Here is a 15018-nt window from a genome sequence, read left to right on the forward strand (position 1 = left end):
GGTGAGGTGATAGGTGGAATCCTAGGGGGCGAAGCGGCGTGTCATCGAGCAGATGCACGTTTGATCTGGAGAATGACACCCCTTTTGAGTGGCCGACCATCGGAATACTTGCCAGAAACTTTGCATAAAGGCCCTGGCAAGCACAGAACGAGCACAAATTGATCTCTTTAGCGCTGGGGCGGTGCGGGAAGATACCCGCAACGCTCCGGCACCGCTAGCCGTCTGACGGCTTACCACCCGAACGAGTCGCACCCGCCGCGGCACCCGTCTTGACTCCACCGTCCTTGCCACTCGACGGGGCCTCAAAAGACTCCAACGCCACCAGGACGTCCTGGACACGGGAAATCTCCGCATTGATGTCCTCGCGGCGCCGGACCAGCACCTCCAGCTCGCGCTTGCCCTCCTCGACCGTGCGGCGGGCCTCGCGGATCGCCTCGGCCTTCAGCTCCTCGGCCTCACGGACGAGCGTGGACTTCTTCTGCTCGGCCTCCTTCAGGAGACCCTCGGCCTTCTTCACCGCGGCGATACGGACCTTGCCCGCCTCGGAGTTCGCCTCGGAAACGATCTCCTTGGCCTTCGACGTCGCCTTCTCCAGCTGCTCCTCGGCGGCCTTGATGAGCGCGTCACAACGGTCGCCCGTCGATTTCATCGTCTCGGCGGCCTCGCGGCGGGCCCGCGTGTGCAGCGCCTCGATCTCGGCCGTGATGCGGTCGCGCAGCTCCTCCGCCCGCTCCCTGATGGCGGTCGCGTCCCGGCGCGCGCCGACCAGCAGCTCGTCGGCGTCCGTGCGGGCCTTCTCCACCGTGGAGTTCCCCTCGACGGTCGCCTCCGCGACCAGCCGGTCGGCCTCCTTGCGGGCCGCGCCGACCATGGAGTCGGCCTGCCCCTCGGCGTCCGCGGTGGTCTGCAGCGCCTGCGTCTGCGCCTCGGTGAGCAGCTTGTCGGCCTCGGCCGCCGTCTCCGAGATGAGCTTGTCGACCTGCTCGGCCGCCTCGGAGCGCCGCTTGTTGGCGTCCTTGCGGGCCTCGTCGAGGGTGTTGTCGGCCTCCTCGCGGGCGTGCGCCATGAGCCGGTCGGCCTCCGCCTCCGCCTCGGCCCGCGCGCGCTCGGCGTCGGCCCGTACCCGCTCGGCGTGCTGCCGCGCGGAGCCCACCGTCTCGGCGGCCTCGGCCCGCAGCCGCTCGGCCTCGTCGGTGGCCTCGCCGATCAACCGGTCGGCCTTGGCGACGGACTCGGCCCGTACCCGCTCGGCCTCCTCGTTGGTCTCCCGCGTCAGCCGCTCCGCCTCGGCCGTCACCTCGGTGATGAGGGTGTCCGCCTGGGTGGCCGCGTCCGAACGGATGCGGTTGGCGTCCTCGCGTGCCTCCGCCCGGGTGCGCGAGGCGTCCTGGTCGGCCCGCGCGACGGTGTCCGAGGCCTCCGTGCGGACCCGCTGGGCGTGCTCGGAGGCGTCCGAACGCACCCGCTCCGCGTCGGTGATGGCCTCCGCGACCGTGCGCTCGGCGAGCGCCTTGGCGGCGTCCGTCTCGTCCCGTGCCTCACGGCGGAGCCGGTTGGCGTCCTCGGTGGCTCGCTCCCGCTCCGCGTAGGCGTCGGCGCGGACCCGGTCGGACTCCTCCTCGGCCTCCCTGCGCATCCGGTCCGCCACGTGCTCGGCCGTGTTGCGCAGCCCGGCGATCTCCTCCTGGGCCTGCTCGTGCAGCCCGGCGACGGACTCCCGCACCTGCTGGGCGTGCTGCTCGGCCGCCGACACCATCTCGCCGGCGCGCCGCTCGGACTCCTCGACCAGTCGTACGGCCTCGGCCTGGGCCTCCTCCACGCGCTTGCGCGCCGAGGCCAGCAGCTCCTCGCTCTGCTCGCGGGCCCGCCGGCGCTCCTGGTCGGCCTCCTGCCGGGCCGCGCCGAGCAGTTCCTCGGCCTCGCGGCGGCGCCGGGTGGCCTCCTCCTGCGCGGCGGCCAGCGTCTCCGAGGCCTCCGTGGCGAGCCGCTCGGCGGCGGCCTGCGCCTCCGCCCGTACCCGGTCGGCGGTGTCCTGCGCCTCGGACTTCAGCCGCTCCGCCTCGGCCGCGGCCTCGGACCGCAGCCGTACGGCGATGGCCTCGCCCTCGGCGCGGGAGGCGGACGCGTCCGACGCGGCCTCGTCCCGCAGCCGCTCGGCCTCGGCCTCGGCCTGCGCCTGGAGCGTACGGATGCGCTCGGCGGCCTCGGAGCGCAGCCGGTCGCTCTCCTCGCCGGCCTCGCGGCGGATCCGCTCGGCCTCGGCGCGGGCGTCGGCGAGGGACTCCTCGGCGGAGGCCAGACGGGCCTCGGCCTCGGTGTGCAGCCGGGCCAGCTCCTCGGCGGCCTCGGCCTTGCGGGCCTCCACGCCGCGCTCGGTCTCCTCGCGCAGCTCACGGGCGGCGAGCTCGGCCTCGGCCTTCAGCTCCTCGGTCTGCTCGGCGGCCTCGGCGCGGTACCGCTCGGCCTCCTTGCGGGTGCGGTCCAGCGTCTCCTCGGCCTGGCGGCGCAGCGTCGAAGCGCGTTCGATGGCCTCGGTGCGGACCTTCTCGCTGTCCGCGGTGGCCGTCTGCCGCAGCTCGTCCGCGTCCGTGCGCGCCTTGGCGAGCAGCTCCTCGGCGGTCTTGGCCGCCTCCTCGATCTGCTGGACGGCCTCGCGGCGGGCCTCGGAGCGGATCCGCTCGCCCTCGGCGACCGCGTCGGAGCGCAGCTGCTCGGCCTCGCCGCGCAGCCGGCGCGCCTCCTCCTGCAGCTCGACCGTCTTGGCGCGGTACTCCTTGGTGTCGTCCTTCGCCGTGCCCTTGAGCTGTTCGGCGAGGTCGTGCGCCTCGGCGCGCAGCCGGTCCGCCTCGGCCTCGGCCTCGGCGCGGATGCGCTCGGCCTCCTCGGTGGCGGCCTTGGTGGTGTTCCTGGCCTCCTCGGACGCCTTGTTCAGCACGTCCTCGGCGGTCTTGGCCGTCTTGGCGAGCTGGGAGGCGGACTCCTCCGCGGTGATCGAGCGGGCCTTCTCGGAGGCCTCGGCGACGATCTTCTCGGCCTGGGCCTTGGCGTCGGCGACGGCTTCCTCGGCGGCCGCCTTGGTGGCCTCGGCCTCCTTCGTGGCCTCCGTGACCAGCCGGGCGACCTGCTCCTTGGCCGTACGCGTGCGCTGCTCGTTGGTCGACTCGGCGCCGGCGACGGCCTTGGCCGCGGTCTCCCTCGCCTCCGTGACCAGCTTCTCGGCCTCGGCGCGCGCCTCGCGGAGCGCCGCCTCGGCCTCGGTCATGCGCTGCTCCGCGGTCCGGCTCAGCTCGGAGGCCTGGCGGCGGGCGGAGTCCGACTCGGTCGCGGTGGAGGAGCGCAACTGCTCGGCGTGCTCGGTGGCCTCCTGGGCCTGTGTCGACGCCGCGTTCAGCAGCCGCTCGGCCTCGGCGCGGGCCCGGCGCAGGATCTGGTCGGCCTCGCCGCGGGCGGCCTCCGAGTCGCTCTGGAGCCGCTGGCGGGCCTCGGTGGCGAGCCGCTCGGCCTCGGCGCGGGCGGCGGCCAGCGCCTGCTCGGCCTCGGCGCGGGACTCGTCGACGAGCCGACGGGCCTGGGACTCGCTGCGGGCGCGGAGCTGCTCGGCCCACGCCACGTTCTCGTTGACGTGCGACTCGACCGTCTGGCGGCGCTCCGACAGCTCCTGGTCGAGCTGCTGGCGACGGGTGACCGCCTCCTGGTGCAGCTCCGCCTGGAGACGGGCCGCCTGCTCGGCGTGCTCCTGCAGGATCCGCTGGGTCTGCGCCCGGGCCTGGCTCAGCTCGCGCTCGGCGTCCGCGCGCAGTTGGTCGGCCTGCATCTGGGCCTGGCGGAGCATCTGCTCGGCCTGGTACCCGAGGTCGCCCCCGCTGTCGTAGGCGGGCCGGGACATGAGGGTGCGGCGCGCCTCGTGCAGCTTGGCGCGCAGCACCTCGACCTGGTAGCCGAGGTCCTCGGCGTGCTGGATCGCCTTTTCCCGCTCGGTCTTCAGCCGCTCCATCTCGGCCTCGAACCGAGAGAGGTGGTCGACGTCAGCCGCCGGCTCTCGCTCCTGGCGTTCGTAGCCCCGCACTGCGCGGTCCCATCCGTCCCCTGGTCGCAACCTCTGGCAAACGAGCTCCGTCCAACCGCCGAACGGGGCCCCCGGGGAATGGTGTCAGATCAACGGCGGAGCACGGGCTGCCGCCCTCACCCTCGTCCCCCGAAACCTGGACCCCGGCCCTGGGGCAGCCGCTGATGGATCTCCGCGGTGCCCCTGGATCCCGCTCCTCGGAAGGCGACGGGATCCGGGCCGTCCCCCTCGAAGGCGACGGCCGACCCCAACCCTACCGGCCCATATGTACGGGGGTCAGTGCTCAGGTGACTCAACTGGCGCCGAAGTGACCAGTTCTGTCAGTACGCCGTGGCAATCCTTGGGGTGCAGAAACGTGATGCGTGACCCCATGGAACCGACTCGCGGCTCCTCGTACAGGACGCGTACGCCCTTGTCCTTGATCGCGGCGGACTCGCCGTCCACATCCGCCGTACCGAAGGCGATGTGGTGGACCCCCTCGCCGTTCTTGGCCAGCCACTTCGCGACGGTGGAGTCCTCGCGGGTGGGCTCCAGAAGCTGCAGGTAGGAGGCACCGCCGTCGTCCGTGCTGTTGATCTTGAGCATGGCCTCGCGCACGCCCTGCTCCTCGTTGACCTCGGAGTGGTACACCTCGAAGCCGTAGGTGGCCCGGTAGAACTCGACGGTCTTGTCGAGGTCGAAACAGGCGATCCCGATGTGGTCGATTCGCGTCAGCATGGTGTCAGTGCAGCGCGCCGCGAGTGGTTACGCAACGTGCCAGCGATCACACCGACAGCCCGGTGACGGCACGGAGTGCCACTCAGTACATTCGAAGTAAACCCTCGTTCACTCCTCGGCTGTGCAAGCTGGAAGGGGATCGCACCTCATGACTGGATCCAACGGCAGGACCTCGGTGATCGTCGCCGGAGCCCGGACGCCCATGGGACGGCTGCTCGGTTCGCTGAAGTCCTTCTCCGGAGCCGACCTCGGTGGCTTCGCGATCAAGGCCGCCCTCGACCGTGCGGGGATCGGTGGCGACCAGGTGCAGTACGTGATCATGGGCCAGGTGCTCCAGGCCGGGGCGGGGCAGATCCCGGCGCGCCAGGCAGCGGTCAAGGCGGGCATCCCGATGAACGTGCCCGCGCTCACGATCAACAAGGTCTGTCTCTCGGGCCTCGACGCCATCGCGCTGGCCGACCAGCTGATCCGCGCCGGCGAGTTCGACGTGGTCGTGGCGGGCGGCCAGGAGTCCATGACCAACGCCCCCCACCTGCTCCCGAAGTCCCGTGAGGGCTACAAGTACGGGGCGATCCAGATGCTCGACGCCATGGCGCACGACGGGCTGACGGACGCCTTCGAGAACATCGCCATGGGCGAGTCCACCGAGAAGCACAACACGCGCCTCGGCATCCTGCGCCCCGAGCAGGACGAGATCGCCGCCCTGTCCCACCAGCGGGCGGCCGCCGCCCAGAAGAACGGCCTCTTCGACGCCGAGATCACGCCGGTGGAGATCCCGCAGCGCAAGGGTGAACCGGTCGTTTTCAGCCAGGACGAGGGCATCCGCGGCGAGACGACCGCCGAGTCGCTGGGCAAGCTGCGGCCGGCCTTCGCCAAGGACGGCACGATCACGGCCGGCTCCGCGTCGCAGATCTCCGACGGCGCCGCCGCCGTGGTCGTCATGAGCAAGGCCAAGGCGGAGGAGCTGGGCCTCACGTGGCTCGCCGAGATCGGCGCCCACGGGAACGTGGCCGGACCGGACAACTCCCTGCAGTCGCAGCCGTCGAACGCGATCGAGCACGCCCTGAAGAAGGACGGCCTGGCGGTCGCCGATCTCGACCTCATCGAGATCAACGAGGCCTTCGCCGCGGTCGCCGTGCAGTCAATGAAGGACCTCGGCGTGTCCCCGGAAAAGGTGAATGTCAACGGTGGTGCGATCGCTCTCGGGCACCCCATCGGCATGTCCGGCGCCCGTCTCGTCCTCCACCTCGCCCTGGAGCTGAAGCGGCGCGGCGGCGGGGTCGGCGCGGCCGCGCTGTGCGGTGGCGGCGGGCAGGGTGACGCGCTGATCGTGCGGGTACCCAAGGCCTGAGGCCCTCGGTACCCAGGTGTACGTGCTACTCGGAACGGAGCTGTGATGCAGGACGTCCCCACGCTGGTGGCACAGGCCAGGGAAGGGCGGCCCCGGGCCGTCGCCCGGCTGATCTCCCTGGTGGAGGGGGCGTCCCCGCAGCTCCGCGAGGTCATGGCGGCGCTGGCCCCGCTCACCGGCGGGGCCTACGTCGTCGGCCTCACCGGCTCGCCCGGCGTGGGCAAGTCCACGTCCACGTCGGCGCTGGTGACCGCGTACCGGAAGGCCGGGAAGCGGGTCGGGGTGCTGGCGGTGGATCCGTCGTCGCCCTTCAGCGGCGGTGCCCTGCTCGGCGACCGGGTCCGGATGTCGGAGCACGCCTCCGACCCCGGCGTGTACATCCGTTCGATGGCGACACGTGGACACCTGGGCGGCCTGGCGTGGGCGGCCCCGCAGGCGATCCGGGTGCTCGATGCCGCCGGGTGCGACGTCGTGCTGGTCGAGACGGTCGGTGTCGGCCAGTCGGAGGTGGAGATCGCCTCCCAGGCGGACACGTCCGTGGTGCTGCTGGCGCCCGGCATGGGGGACGGCATCCAGGCGGCCAAGGCCGGGATCCTGGAGATCGGCGACGTCTACGTCGTCAACAAGGCGGACCGGGACGGCGCCGACGCGACCGCGCGCGAGCTGAACCACATGCTGGGGCTGGGCGAGTCCCGTGGCCCCGGTGACTGGCGGCCGCCGATCGTCAAGACGGTCGCCGCGCGGGCGGAGGGCATCGGCGAGGTCGTGGAGGCGCTGGAGAAGCATCGGGCGTGGATGGAGGAGCGGGGGGTCCTCGCGGAGCGGCGCCGCTCCCGGGCCGCGCATGAGGTCGAGGCCATCGCGGTCACCGCGCTGCGGGAGCGGATCGGGGACCTGCACGGCGACCGCCGGCTGTCGGCTCTCGCCGAGCGGATCGTGGCGGGGGAGCTGGATCCGTATCGGGCGGCGGACGAACTGGTGGCGGGGTTGACGGAGGGCTGAGCCGGGCTTTTCCTCGCCCCCGCCGCCCCTACCCGTCCCCTCCCCGGGACTCCGCCCCGGACCCCGTTCGCGCAGTTCCCCGCGCCCCTTTTCAGGGGCGCGGGGAACTGCGGGCCAAGCCCCCACCCGCCCGCAGCCGAACAACTCACCTGAGCCGGGGTCGAAGGGGCGGCAGCCCCCGGGGATGGGACGGGTAGGGGCGGCGGGGGCGAAATCCCTTTGTGGGCTGCTAAGTTGGCCGTATGTTCCCTCACTGTGCGTAAAGGGCGGGCGGCCTCGCAGGCGACGTGTGGTCGGCGCGCGGGGCATCGGCGTCCCCCTTTCGCCTCCAGGTGAGGAACCTTTCGCATGTCCGCGACCTCTTCGCGGCCGTCGTACGCCGCGGTGCTCCGCATCCCGTACGCCCGCCGCACCTTCGCCGCCGTACTCGTCGGCCGGCTCTCCTACGGCATGGTGCCGGTCGCCGTGCTGCTCGCCGTGACCCGTGCGACGGGGTCGTACGCCGTCGCCGGCACGGTCATGGCCCTGTTCGGGGCCACCAGTGTCTTCCTGTCGCCCGTGCGGGCGGCGCTCGTCGACCGGTACGGCCCCCGCCGGGCGCTGCCGCCGATGGCCTCGCTGTACGCCGTGCTCCTCGGCGTGCTGGCGGTGGCGAGCTGGCGGCCGGGGGTGTCGGGGCCGGTGCTGGGCGCGGTCGCGGTCGTCGCGGGGGCCTGTACGCCGCCGCTCGGGCCGACGATGCGCACGGTGTGGAGCGAACTCGCCGCCGACCGGGGGCTGTTGCGGCGCGCGTACAGCCTCGACGGCGTCGCGGAGGAACTGCTGTTCGTGTCGGGGCCGTTGGTGGTGGGCGGGGTGGTGCAGTTCGCCGCTCCGGCGGCCGCCGTGGCCATGGGGGCCGTGCTGGTGGTGGCGGGCACCTTCGCGTTCGTGACCTCTCCGGCCGTGGTCCGGATGCGGGGGCAGGGCGCGGTGCCGAAGGAGCGCGGGGGTCCGCGGGCGCCCCGCGTGGTGGCCGGGCTCGTGCCGCCCGTCGTCGCGGCCGGCGGGGTCGGGCTGTCGCTCGGGGCGCTCGACCTGCTGGTGCTGGCCTTCGCCGAGCAGCGGGGGCACGGGGACGACGTCGTGGCCTGGATCTTCGCCGCACTGTCCGCCGGGAGCGCGGTGGGCGGTCTGGTGTACGGCGCGGTCGAGTGGCGCTCCGGTGCCCGCGTACGGCTGTCGCTGCTGACGGCGGGGCTGGGCCTCGCCCTCGCCGGTGCCGGGCTCGCCCCGGACCTCGTCACCCTCACCGCCGCCATCGCCTGTGCGGGCCTCTTCGTCGCGCCGGCCCTGACCACCGCGTATCTCGTCGCCGACGCCTCCGCCCCGCCCGCCGCCCGCACCCGGTCCGGCGCCTGGGTCAACACCGCCGTGAACGCGGGCGTTTCGGCGGGAGCGGCCGTCTCGGGTCTCCTGGTCGCCCACTTCTCGCCGGCCCTCGGCTTCGCCCTCGCGGGCGGCACGGCCCTGCTCGCGGCGACGGCCGTGGGGGCGGGGAAGCGGCGGGGCCGTCCGGCGGCGCGGGAGGAGAGTGGGGTGGAGCGGGAGGAGAGTGTGGTGGAGCGGGTCGGCGAACTGCGGTGAGCGGGTTCCGGACGACCCGTGCAGGGCCCTGAAACGCCGGTAGGGGCACCCGGTGTCGGGTGCCCCTACCTGTGGGGGAGGAAGGCTCTCACCTCCGGGGGAGTCGAGGTGTCGGCCTTCCGGTGTGGAAGGAGGAGTCGGTCTCCCGGGGGTGGGGGGAGGGAGACGTGGTCCTCCTGGAGGGCGACGGCCGGCCGAGGGGGATCGGCGGCGTCACTCCTGCCGGTGGCTCGTGTGGGCCCGCGCGGACGTCAGTCCTCCGAGCGGTCGGCGGTGACCTTGCCGGAGTCGGGGTTCACCCTCCAGTCGCTGCCGGTGCCGTCGGCGGCGGTGGTGTCGACCTCCCAGGCCTTGTCCCTGCTCTCCTCGTCGAGGTCGACGGAGGTGACCGTGCCCTTGTCGGCGGCGGCCTCGGCGGCCTCCGCGGCGGTCACGGAGCCGCCCTTCAGCGCGGCCCGGATCTGCTCGGTCTCGGCGGCGTCGTCACCGTCGTCGTCCCGGTCGGCGTGCGAGCCGAGGACCTTGCCGGTGCCGGGGTCGACCTGGACGCTGAACCACTTGCCGCCGTCGGTCAGGACGTCGACGTCCCAGACCAGGTTCGTGCCCTCGTCGTCGAGATCGGCGGAGACCGCCGTGCCGGTCTTCTGCTTCAGCGCCGTCCTGATCGCGTCGGCGGCCGTGACCTGACCGGCCTTCGCCTCGGCGGCGTTCTCGGCCTTGTCCTCGGCGTCCTCGCCCGTGTCGCGGGCGGCCTTGTCCTCGGCCCGGTCCTCGGCCTTGTCCTGTGCCGAGTCGTCGGTGTCGTTGACGTCGTCCCGGTCGTTGCCGTCGTTCGACACCGTCACGGACTTCTTCGTCGGCGCCTCCTCGTCACCCGAGACCGCGATGGCGGTCGCGGTGCCGCCGCCGATCAGGGCGACGGCCGTGATGGTGGCGATGACGATGTTGCGCTTCATGGTTTTCCTCCAGAATGCGACTGGTCGCAACCAGTAACGGATGAAGTCGCCGGTTGCAGCTGGCTTGTTCGGCCTCGTCTGCTTCGACGGGAACCAATCTGGCCGACCGACGCTGAAGCGGACCTGAAGCCCCCTGAAGACCGCTTCAGGTTCGGTTTGCCAAGCTGGGCGCATGCGCCTGTTGATCGTGGAAGATGAGAAGCGGCTCGCGGTGTCGCTGGCCAAGGGGCTGACGGCCGAGGGATACGCCGTGGACGTCGTCCACGACGGGATCGACGGCCTGCACCGGGCGAGCGAGGGGTCGTACGACCTCGTGATCCTCGACATCATGCTGCCCGGCATGAACGGCTACCGCGTGTGCGGCGCCCTGCGTGCCGCCGGGCACGACGTGCCGATCCTGATGCTCACCGCGAAGGACGGCGAGTACGACGAGGCCGAGGGCCTCGACACGGGCGCCGACGACTATCTGACCAAGCCCTTCTCGTACGTCGTCCTCGTGGCCCGGGTCAAGGCGCTGCTGCGGCGGCGCGGTCCGTCGGGCGGTGCCTCGCCCGTGCACGAGGTCGGCGATCTGTTGGTCGACACCGCCGCCCGGCGCGTGTTCGTCGCCGAGGACGAGATCACCCTCACCACCAAGGAGTTCTCCGTCCTGGAGCAGCTCGTGATGAGAGCCGGTGAGGTCGTGTCCAAGGCCGACATCCTGGAGCACGTCTGGGACTTCGCCTACGACGGCGACCCGAACATCGTCGAGGTCTACATAAGCGCCCTGCGCCGCAAGCTCGGCTCCCCGCTCATCAAGACCGTACGCGGGGCCGGATACAGACTGGAGGCCCGCCCGTGAAGCGCCGTCTCGGCTCGGTGAGGGCGCGCGCCACCCTGGCCGCGACCGTCGTCGTCGCCGTCGCCCTGGTCGCCGCGGGCGCCGCCGTGCTGCTCTCGCTGCGGTTCACCCTCACCGACAAGGCGGACGCGGAGGCCGACTCCGTGGCCCGCAACGCCGCCTCGGCGCTGGCGAACGGGTTCGCCTACGACGAGCTGAGGCTGCCGGACGGCGACGAGAACCCCGTCGAGGTCCTGGACCGGAACGAGAAGCCCGTCGTGGTCGGCGAGGACGTCGAGGGCATGGACGTGACCGCCGTCGACTCGGACCGGCTGAACTCCGAGACCAACGACGACGTCGACGACCGGGCGGAGGGCGACCGGGACGCGGAGGACGCGGACACGCTCGGTGCCGCCGACGTCGCCGACGAGACCTGGTACGGCGAGGGCACCGCCACCGTCGAGGGGGTGACGGCGGACTACCGGTTCGCCGGGGTCGAGGTGGTCACGCCGGCCGGCGTGCCGCTCACCGTCTACGCGGGCGCCCCGCTCTCCACCGAAGAGGACGCCGTCGGCACCGCGTTGACGACCATGCTCATCGGCCTGCCGCTCCTGCTGCTGACGGTCGGCGGGGTGACGTACTTCGTCACCAAGCGGGCTCTGCGCCCCGTCGAGGGCATCCGTTCCGAGATGGCGGCCATCACCGCCTCCGAGGATCTCTCCCGACGCGTCCCCGAGCCGGACACGCACGACGAGATCGCCCGGCTGGCCCGGACGACGAACGAGACGCTGGCCGCGCTGGAGACGTCGGTGGAGCGGCAGCGCGCGTTCGTCGCGGACGCCTCGCACGAGCTGCGCAGCCCGATCGCGTCGCTGCGGACCCAGCTCGAAGTGGGCGCGGCGCATCCGGAGTTGCTGGATCTGGAGGGCGCCGTCGAGGACACCGTACGGCTGCAGAGCCTCGCCGCCGACCTGCTGCTGCTCGCCCGCCTGGACGCGGGGGAGCGGCCGCCGCCCGACGCGCGGTTCGACCTGGCGAAGGTCGTACGGCAAGAGGTGGCGTCCCGGGACGGCGTGACCCTGGACGGCGTCGAGTCCGTGGAACTGCGCGGCTCGCGCAACCAGGTCTGCCGGGTCCTCGGCAACCTCCTGGACAACGCCCGCCGCCATGCCCAGGACCGGGTCGCCGTCACCCTGCGCACCACCCCGGACTGGGCGATCCTCCAGGTCGTCGACGACGGTTCGGGCGTCCCCCGGGCCGACCGCGAACGCGTCTTCGAACGCTTCGTCCGCCTCGACGAGTCCCGGGCGAGGGACGACGGCGGCGCGGGCCTGGGCCTCGCCATCGCCCGGGACATCGCCGTACGCCATGGAGGCACGTTGACGGTCGACGACGCCCCCGGCGGAGGCGCCCTCTTCGAACTGAGGTTGCCACGCGTGTGAGGGCGCCGGGAAACCGCCGTTTCCACCAGGGGCGCGGGGCTGTATTGATGTGCGGATCCGCCGCGTGGGCGCGACCAGCCACGACGATCCCGCAGCCGCGAGCCGTCCCACAGTCCCCCGGCGCTGAATCGGCGAACCGCAGCGGAGCGCTACGGTTTGCCGCGGTGGCTCCGGAGGTGCTCCGCGATCGGCGTCAGCGACTTGTGCAGCTCCTCCAGCGCCTCCTCCGGCAGCAGATCGATGAAGTGCCGCCGGACGGAGGCGACATGATGGGGCGCCACCCGCTGCATCGTCTCCATGCCGTGCTCCGTGAGCACGGCGAACAGCCCGCGCCGGTCGGACTCGCAGTTCTCCCGGCGCACCAGGTCCCCGTTCTCCATGCGGGTGATCTGGTGCGAGAGGCGGCTCTTGGACTGGAGTGTGGCGGCGGCGAGGTCGCTCATCCGCATCCGGTGGCCCTCCGACTCGGAGAGGTTCACCAGGATCTCGTAGTCGTTCATTGTCAGGCCGAACGGCTGCAGATCCCTTTCGAGCTGGTGCGTCAGCAGCCTGTTGACGTCCAGATGGGTGCGCCAGGCGCACTGCTCCGCATCGGTCAGCCAGCGCGTGGCCGTTTCGGTCTCCATGAATGAAGTCTACCTAAAAGGTTGAAAGGCGAACTAGTGAGGGTTCGGTGCTGCTGGTCGTACGGACAGGGCGGGTCTTACGGGGGTGGAGCATGACAACGCGCACACGTTCGATGTCACACTCCGCAGACTACCGCTCACAGCCCGAAGCGACGCTGGAGATCCCCCAGCTGTCCGGGAAGGCGCGGTGCGCCCGCCGGCTGTCCGTGGTGGCCCGGCACCCCGCCGCCGCCGGGTACGCCCGGCTCGTGCGGGACCATGCCCGTGGCCTGCTCGGCCATGAGGGTCTCGGAGGACTGGAGCAGGACCGTGCCCGCCCCGACGAACTCGAACTGGTGCTCCTCGCCGGAGGCGCCGCCCAGGCCTGTCATCGCACGTAGGCCGCCCATGAGGCCCGCCATGTAACCGTGGTCGTAGTGATGGCAGGGCGAGGGGCAGTCGGCCCATCCGACCAGGGCCTGCGGGTCGACCCGGATGGGGGGTTCCATGAACACCACCGGGCCGTTGGAGGCCGCCACGAACTTGCCCGTGCCGATCAGGGTCAGGAAGCCCGGGACGATCGACTGCTTCAGCGCGAGACTTGGCTGAAAAGCGAGGAGGTTGCCCGAGCGAATGGTCAGGTTGCCGTCTTCGAGGTCGTACGAATTGACGTCGAAGGCCCGGTCGGCGAGGAGCATCTTGCCGGAGCCCTCGGCCACGACCCAGTCGCTGGCGTGCAGAGGCGAATGGAACGACGTACGGACGAGACCGCCGAAACGGCCGTGCCCGATGCCGTTGAACTCCATCGAGCCGTAGTAGGCGATCATCTTGCCCTTCTGCAGGAACCACTGGCTCCCCTTGAGCTCCACGCAGAAGGTGTAGTTGTTGACGTTGTCGTCGGACGGCAGCGTCATCGGGTCGTGGACGGTCGGGCCGGCCACCGGGGCCCCGTACATGCTCACAGCTTCTCCTCCGAGGCCTGGACGTACACCGCACCACTGCCGCTCAGCTCCAGCTGGAACGCCTCGCCGGAGCCCCGGCCCACCATGTCGCGCCAGCCGAGCGCGGTGGAGAGCTTGTTGCGTACGTCGCCGTGGTGCGCCACGTACGCCTGCGGGTCCACGTGGACCGGGCGCTGGGGGGTGATCGGGACCTCGATCACACCGCCGTGCGCCATGACGGCGACGGCGCCGTGGCCCTTGAGGGTCGTGGTGAACAGACCCTGGCCCGTCACCTGGCCCCGGACCATGCCCATGACGCCACCCTGCGAGCCCATGAACATCGTGCCCTGCTGGAGGGTGCCGTCGAAGGCCAGCAGGCGGTCGGCCTCGACGTAGAGCGTCTCGCCGGTCAGGTTGATCACCTGGATGTGGTGGCCGCCGTGCCCGAACAGCACCGTGCCGCTGCCCTCGACGGTCATCAGCGGCGTCGCCTCGCCCGCCACCCGACGGCCGATCATCGACGCGATACCGCCCTGGCCGCCCTGTGTGTTGGGGGTGAAGGACACCTCGCCCCGGTAGGCGAGCATCGCGCCGCGCTGGCTGAACAGCCGCTGGCCCGGCATCACGGTCGCCTCGATCATCTTCGAATTGATCTCACGGAAGGCCATGTCACACGTCTCCCGCCACCGTGTTGCGCTCGCTGGGCTGGACGTAGACGAGTCCCTCGCCCTCGAAGCGGATCTGGAAGGCCTCGCCGCCGCCCTCGCCCATGAACGTGCGGAACGTCACACCGGACTGGAAGGACTGCTGGAGGTCGCCCTGGTGCGCGATGTACGCCCCCGGGTCCACCGTCAGCGGGTACTGGCGGCTCACCCGCAGCACCACCGCCGGGCCGTCGGACATGATCGCCGCCTGGCCGTGGCCCTCGATGGTCGTGGTGAACAGGCCGTTGCCCTGCGAGGCGCCACGCAGCCCCGTGAAGCTCGTGCCCGTACGCAGCCCGGAGTCCGTCGCGAGCAGATTGCTCGACTCCACGTACAGCTTGTCCCCCTGAAGGTTCACGAGGTTGATCTCGGACGCCCGGTCCGCGAACCAGCAGGTCCCTTGCCCGGTCACCTCCATCAACGTCATCTGTTCGCCCGTGAGGCGCCGCGTCACCATCCCGCGCAGGCCCTCACCACCGCCGCTCAGTTTTTTGAACGACATCTGACCGTCGTACGCGACCATCGAGCCGTTCTTCGCCTTCACGGCGTCCCCGGTCATGTCGACGGCCAGCACTTTGCTGCCTTGAAGTCGGAACATTGCCACGCGGTGACGGTAACCGCCCGATGGCGGACAGGACAGGGCCCAGAGGTGGATCTCGACCCTGAAGGGACCCTAGGGGACGTCGTGAGATTGACGGATGCCAGAATGGACGGCGCTTGTGCTTCCGTTCACAAAGATCGACCCGCGACGCGACGACTCGCCCCGCCGACCCCACCGAAGGTGACCC

12 protein-coding genes are annotated in these 15018 nt (G+C 71.6%); 5 read left to right on the forward strand and 7 right to left on the reverse strand.

What is annotated here, in order from left to right:
• Positions 1-214: 214 nt before the first annotated feature.
• Both scy and mce read right to left on the reverse strand, forming a co-directional pair.
• Positions 215-4066 (reverse strand): polarized growth protein Scy, encoded by a 3852-nt coding sequence (gene scy, locus OG202_RS33520; protein ID WP_327727780.1) that lies wholly within the window; start codon positions 4064-4066, stop codon positions 215-217.
• A gap of 276 nt (positions 4067-4342) precedes the next feature.
• The gene (mce, locus tag OG202_RS33525) at positions 4343-4783 is read right to left on the reverse strand and encodes a methylmalonyl-CoA epimerase (protein WP_326577353.1); all 441 of its coding nucleotides are present in this window, start codon (positions 4781-4783) and stop codon (positions 4343-4345) included.
• Between the two features lie 148 nt (positions 4784-4931).
• Here mce and OG202_RS33530 point away from each other — a divergent pair, with 148 nt between their 5' ends.
• From OG202_RS33530 to OG202_RS33540, 3 genes are all read left to right on the forward strand, one after another.
• The gene (locus OG202_RS33530) at positions 4932-6134 is read left to right on the forward strand and encodes an acetyl-CoA C-acetyltransferase (protein WP_326577351.1); all 1203 of its coding nucleotides are present in this window, start codon (positions 4932-4934) and stop codon (positions 6132-6134) included.
• Between the two features lie 45 nt (positions 6135-6179).
• Positions 6180-7136, forward strand: coding sequence for a methylmalonyl Co-A mutase-associated GTPase MeaB (gene meaB, locus OG202_RS33535; protein WP_326577349.1), 957 nt, complete (start codon positions 6180-6182; stop codon positions 7134-7136).
• A 348-nt stretch (positions 7137-7484) separates the two neighbouring features.
• Positions 7485-8762, forward strand: coding sequence for an MFS transporter (locus OG202_RS33540; protein WP_326577347.1), 1278 nt, complete (start codon positions 7485-7487; stop codon positions 8760-8762).
• A gap of 251 nt (positions 8763-9013) precedes the next feature.
• Here the strand turns inward: OG202_RS33540 and OG202_RS33545 are convergent, their stop codons facing one another.
• Entirely contained in the window at positions 9014-9718 is a 705-nt protein-coding gene (locus OG202_RS33545) for a PepSY domain-containing protein (RefSeq protein WP_327727779.1), read from the reverse strand.
• Positions 9719-9890: 172 nt separating this feature from the next.
• Here OG202_RS33545 and OG202_RS33550 point away from each other — a divergent pair, with 172 nt between their 5' ends.
• Both OG202_RS33550 and OG202_RS33555 read left to right on the forward strand, forming a co-directional pair.
• Positions 9891-10559, forward strand: a complete 669-nt coding sequence (locus OG202_RS33550; protein ID WP_327727778.1) for a response regulator transcription factor — start codon at positions 9891-9893, stop codon at positions 10557-10559.
• The gene (locus OG202_RS33555; protein ID WP_327727777.1) at positions 10556-11980 is read left to right on the forward strand and encodes a sensor histidine kinase; all 1425 of its coding nucleotides are present in this window, start codon (positions 10556-10558) and stop codon (positions 11978-11980) included. Before OG202_RS33550 ends, OG202_RS33555 begins: the two co-directional genes overlap by 4 nt.
• Positions 11981-12129: 149 nt before the next feature.
• Here OG202_RS33555 and OG202_RS33560 read toward each other — a convergent pair whose 3' ends face one another.
• The 4 genes from OG202_RS33560 to OG202_RS33575 all read right to left on the reverse strand — a co-directional run bounded on the left by OG202_RS33560 (position 12130) and on the right by OG202_RS33575 (position 14828).
• The gene (locus OG202_RS33560) at positions 12130-12606 is read right to left on the reverse strand and encodes a MarR family winged helix-turn-helix transcriptional regulator (protein ID WP_326577339.1); all 477 of its coding nucleotides are present in this window, start codon (positions 12604-12606) and stop codon (positions 12130-12132) included.
• A 137-nt stretch (positions 12607-12743) separates the two neighbouring features.
• Complete coding sequence (locus OG202_RS33565) at positions 12744-13541, reverse strand: AIM24 family protein (RefSeq protein WP_327732116.1); 798 nt, start codon at positions 13539-13541, stop codon at positions 12744-12746.
• A 2-nt stretch (positions 13542-13543) separates the two neighbouring features.
• On the reverse strand, positions 13544-14194 hold the full coding sequence (locus OG202_RS33570; RefSeq protein ID WP_257567163.1) for an AIM24 family protein: 651 nt from the start codon (positions 14192-14194) through the stop codon (positions 13544-13546).
• Between the two features lies 1 nt (position 14195).
• Positions 14196-14828, reverse strand: coding sequence for an AIM24 family protein (locus tag OG202_RS33575; RefSeq protein ID WP_326585617.1), 633 nt, complete (start codon positions 14826-14828; stop codon positions 14196-14198).
• Positions 14829-15018 lie beyond the last annotated feature (190 nt).

Origin of the sequence: Streptomyces sp. NBC_00310 (assembly GCF_036208085.1) — a bacterium.
Classification (GTDB): domain Bacteria; phylum Actinomycetota; class Actinomycetes; order Streptomycetales; family Streptomycetaceae; genus Streptomyces.

What these genes read in the sequence shown, in the direction of transcription:
- mce (WP_326577353.1), bottom strand. Translation starts at nt 4,783, where the DNA reads ATGCTGACGCGAATCGACCACATCGGGATCGCCTGTTTCGACCTCGAC.
- OG202_RS33530 (WP_326577351.1), top strand. Translation starts at nt 4,932, where the DNA reads ATGACTGGATCCAACGGCAGGACCTCGGTGATCGTCGCCGGAGCCCGG.
- meaB (WP_326577349.1), top strand. Translation starts at nt 6,180, where the DNA reads ATGCAGGACGTCCCCACGCTGGTGGCACAGGCCAGGGAAGGGCGGCCC.
- OG202_RS33540 (WP_326577347.1), top strand. Translation starts at nt 7,485, where the DNA reads ATGTCCGCGACCTCTTCGCGGCCGTCGTACGCCGCGGTGCTCCGCATC.
- OG202_RS33545 (WP_327727779.1), bottom strand. Translation starts at nt 9,718, where the DNA reads ATGAAGCGCAACATCGTCATCGCCACCATCACGGCCGTCGCCCTGATC.
- OG202_RS33550 (WP_327727778.1), top strand. Translation starts at nt 9,891, where the DNA reads ATGCGCCTGTTGATCGTGGAAGATGAGAAGCGGCTCGCGGTGTCGCTG.
- OG202_RS33560 (WP_326577339.1), bottom strand. Translation starts at nt 12,606, where the DNA reads ATGGAGACCGAAACGGCCACGCGCTGGCTGACCGATGCGGAGCAGTGC.
- OG202_RS33565 (WP_327732116.1), bottom strand. Translation starts at nt 13,541, where the DNA reads ATGTACGGGGCCCCGGTGGCCGGCCCGACCGTCCACGACCCGATGACG.
- OG202_RS33570 (WP_257567163.1), bottom strand. Translation starts at nt 14,194, where the DNA reads ATGGCCTTCCGTGAGATCAATTCGAAGATGATCGAGGCGACCGTGATG.
- OG202_RS33575 (WP_326585617.1), bottom strand. Translation starts at nt 14,828, where the DNA reads ATGTTCCGACTTCAAGGCAGCAAAGTGCTGGCCGTCGACATGACCGGG.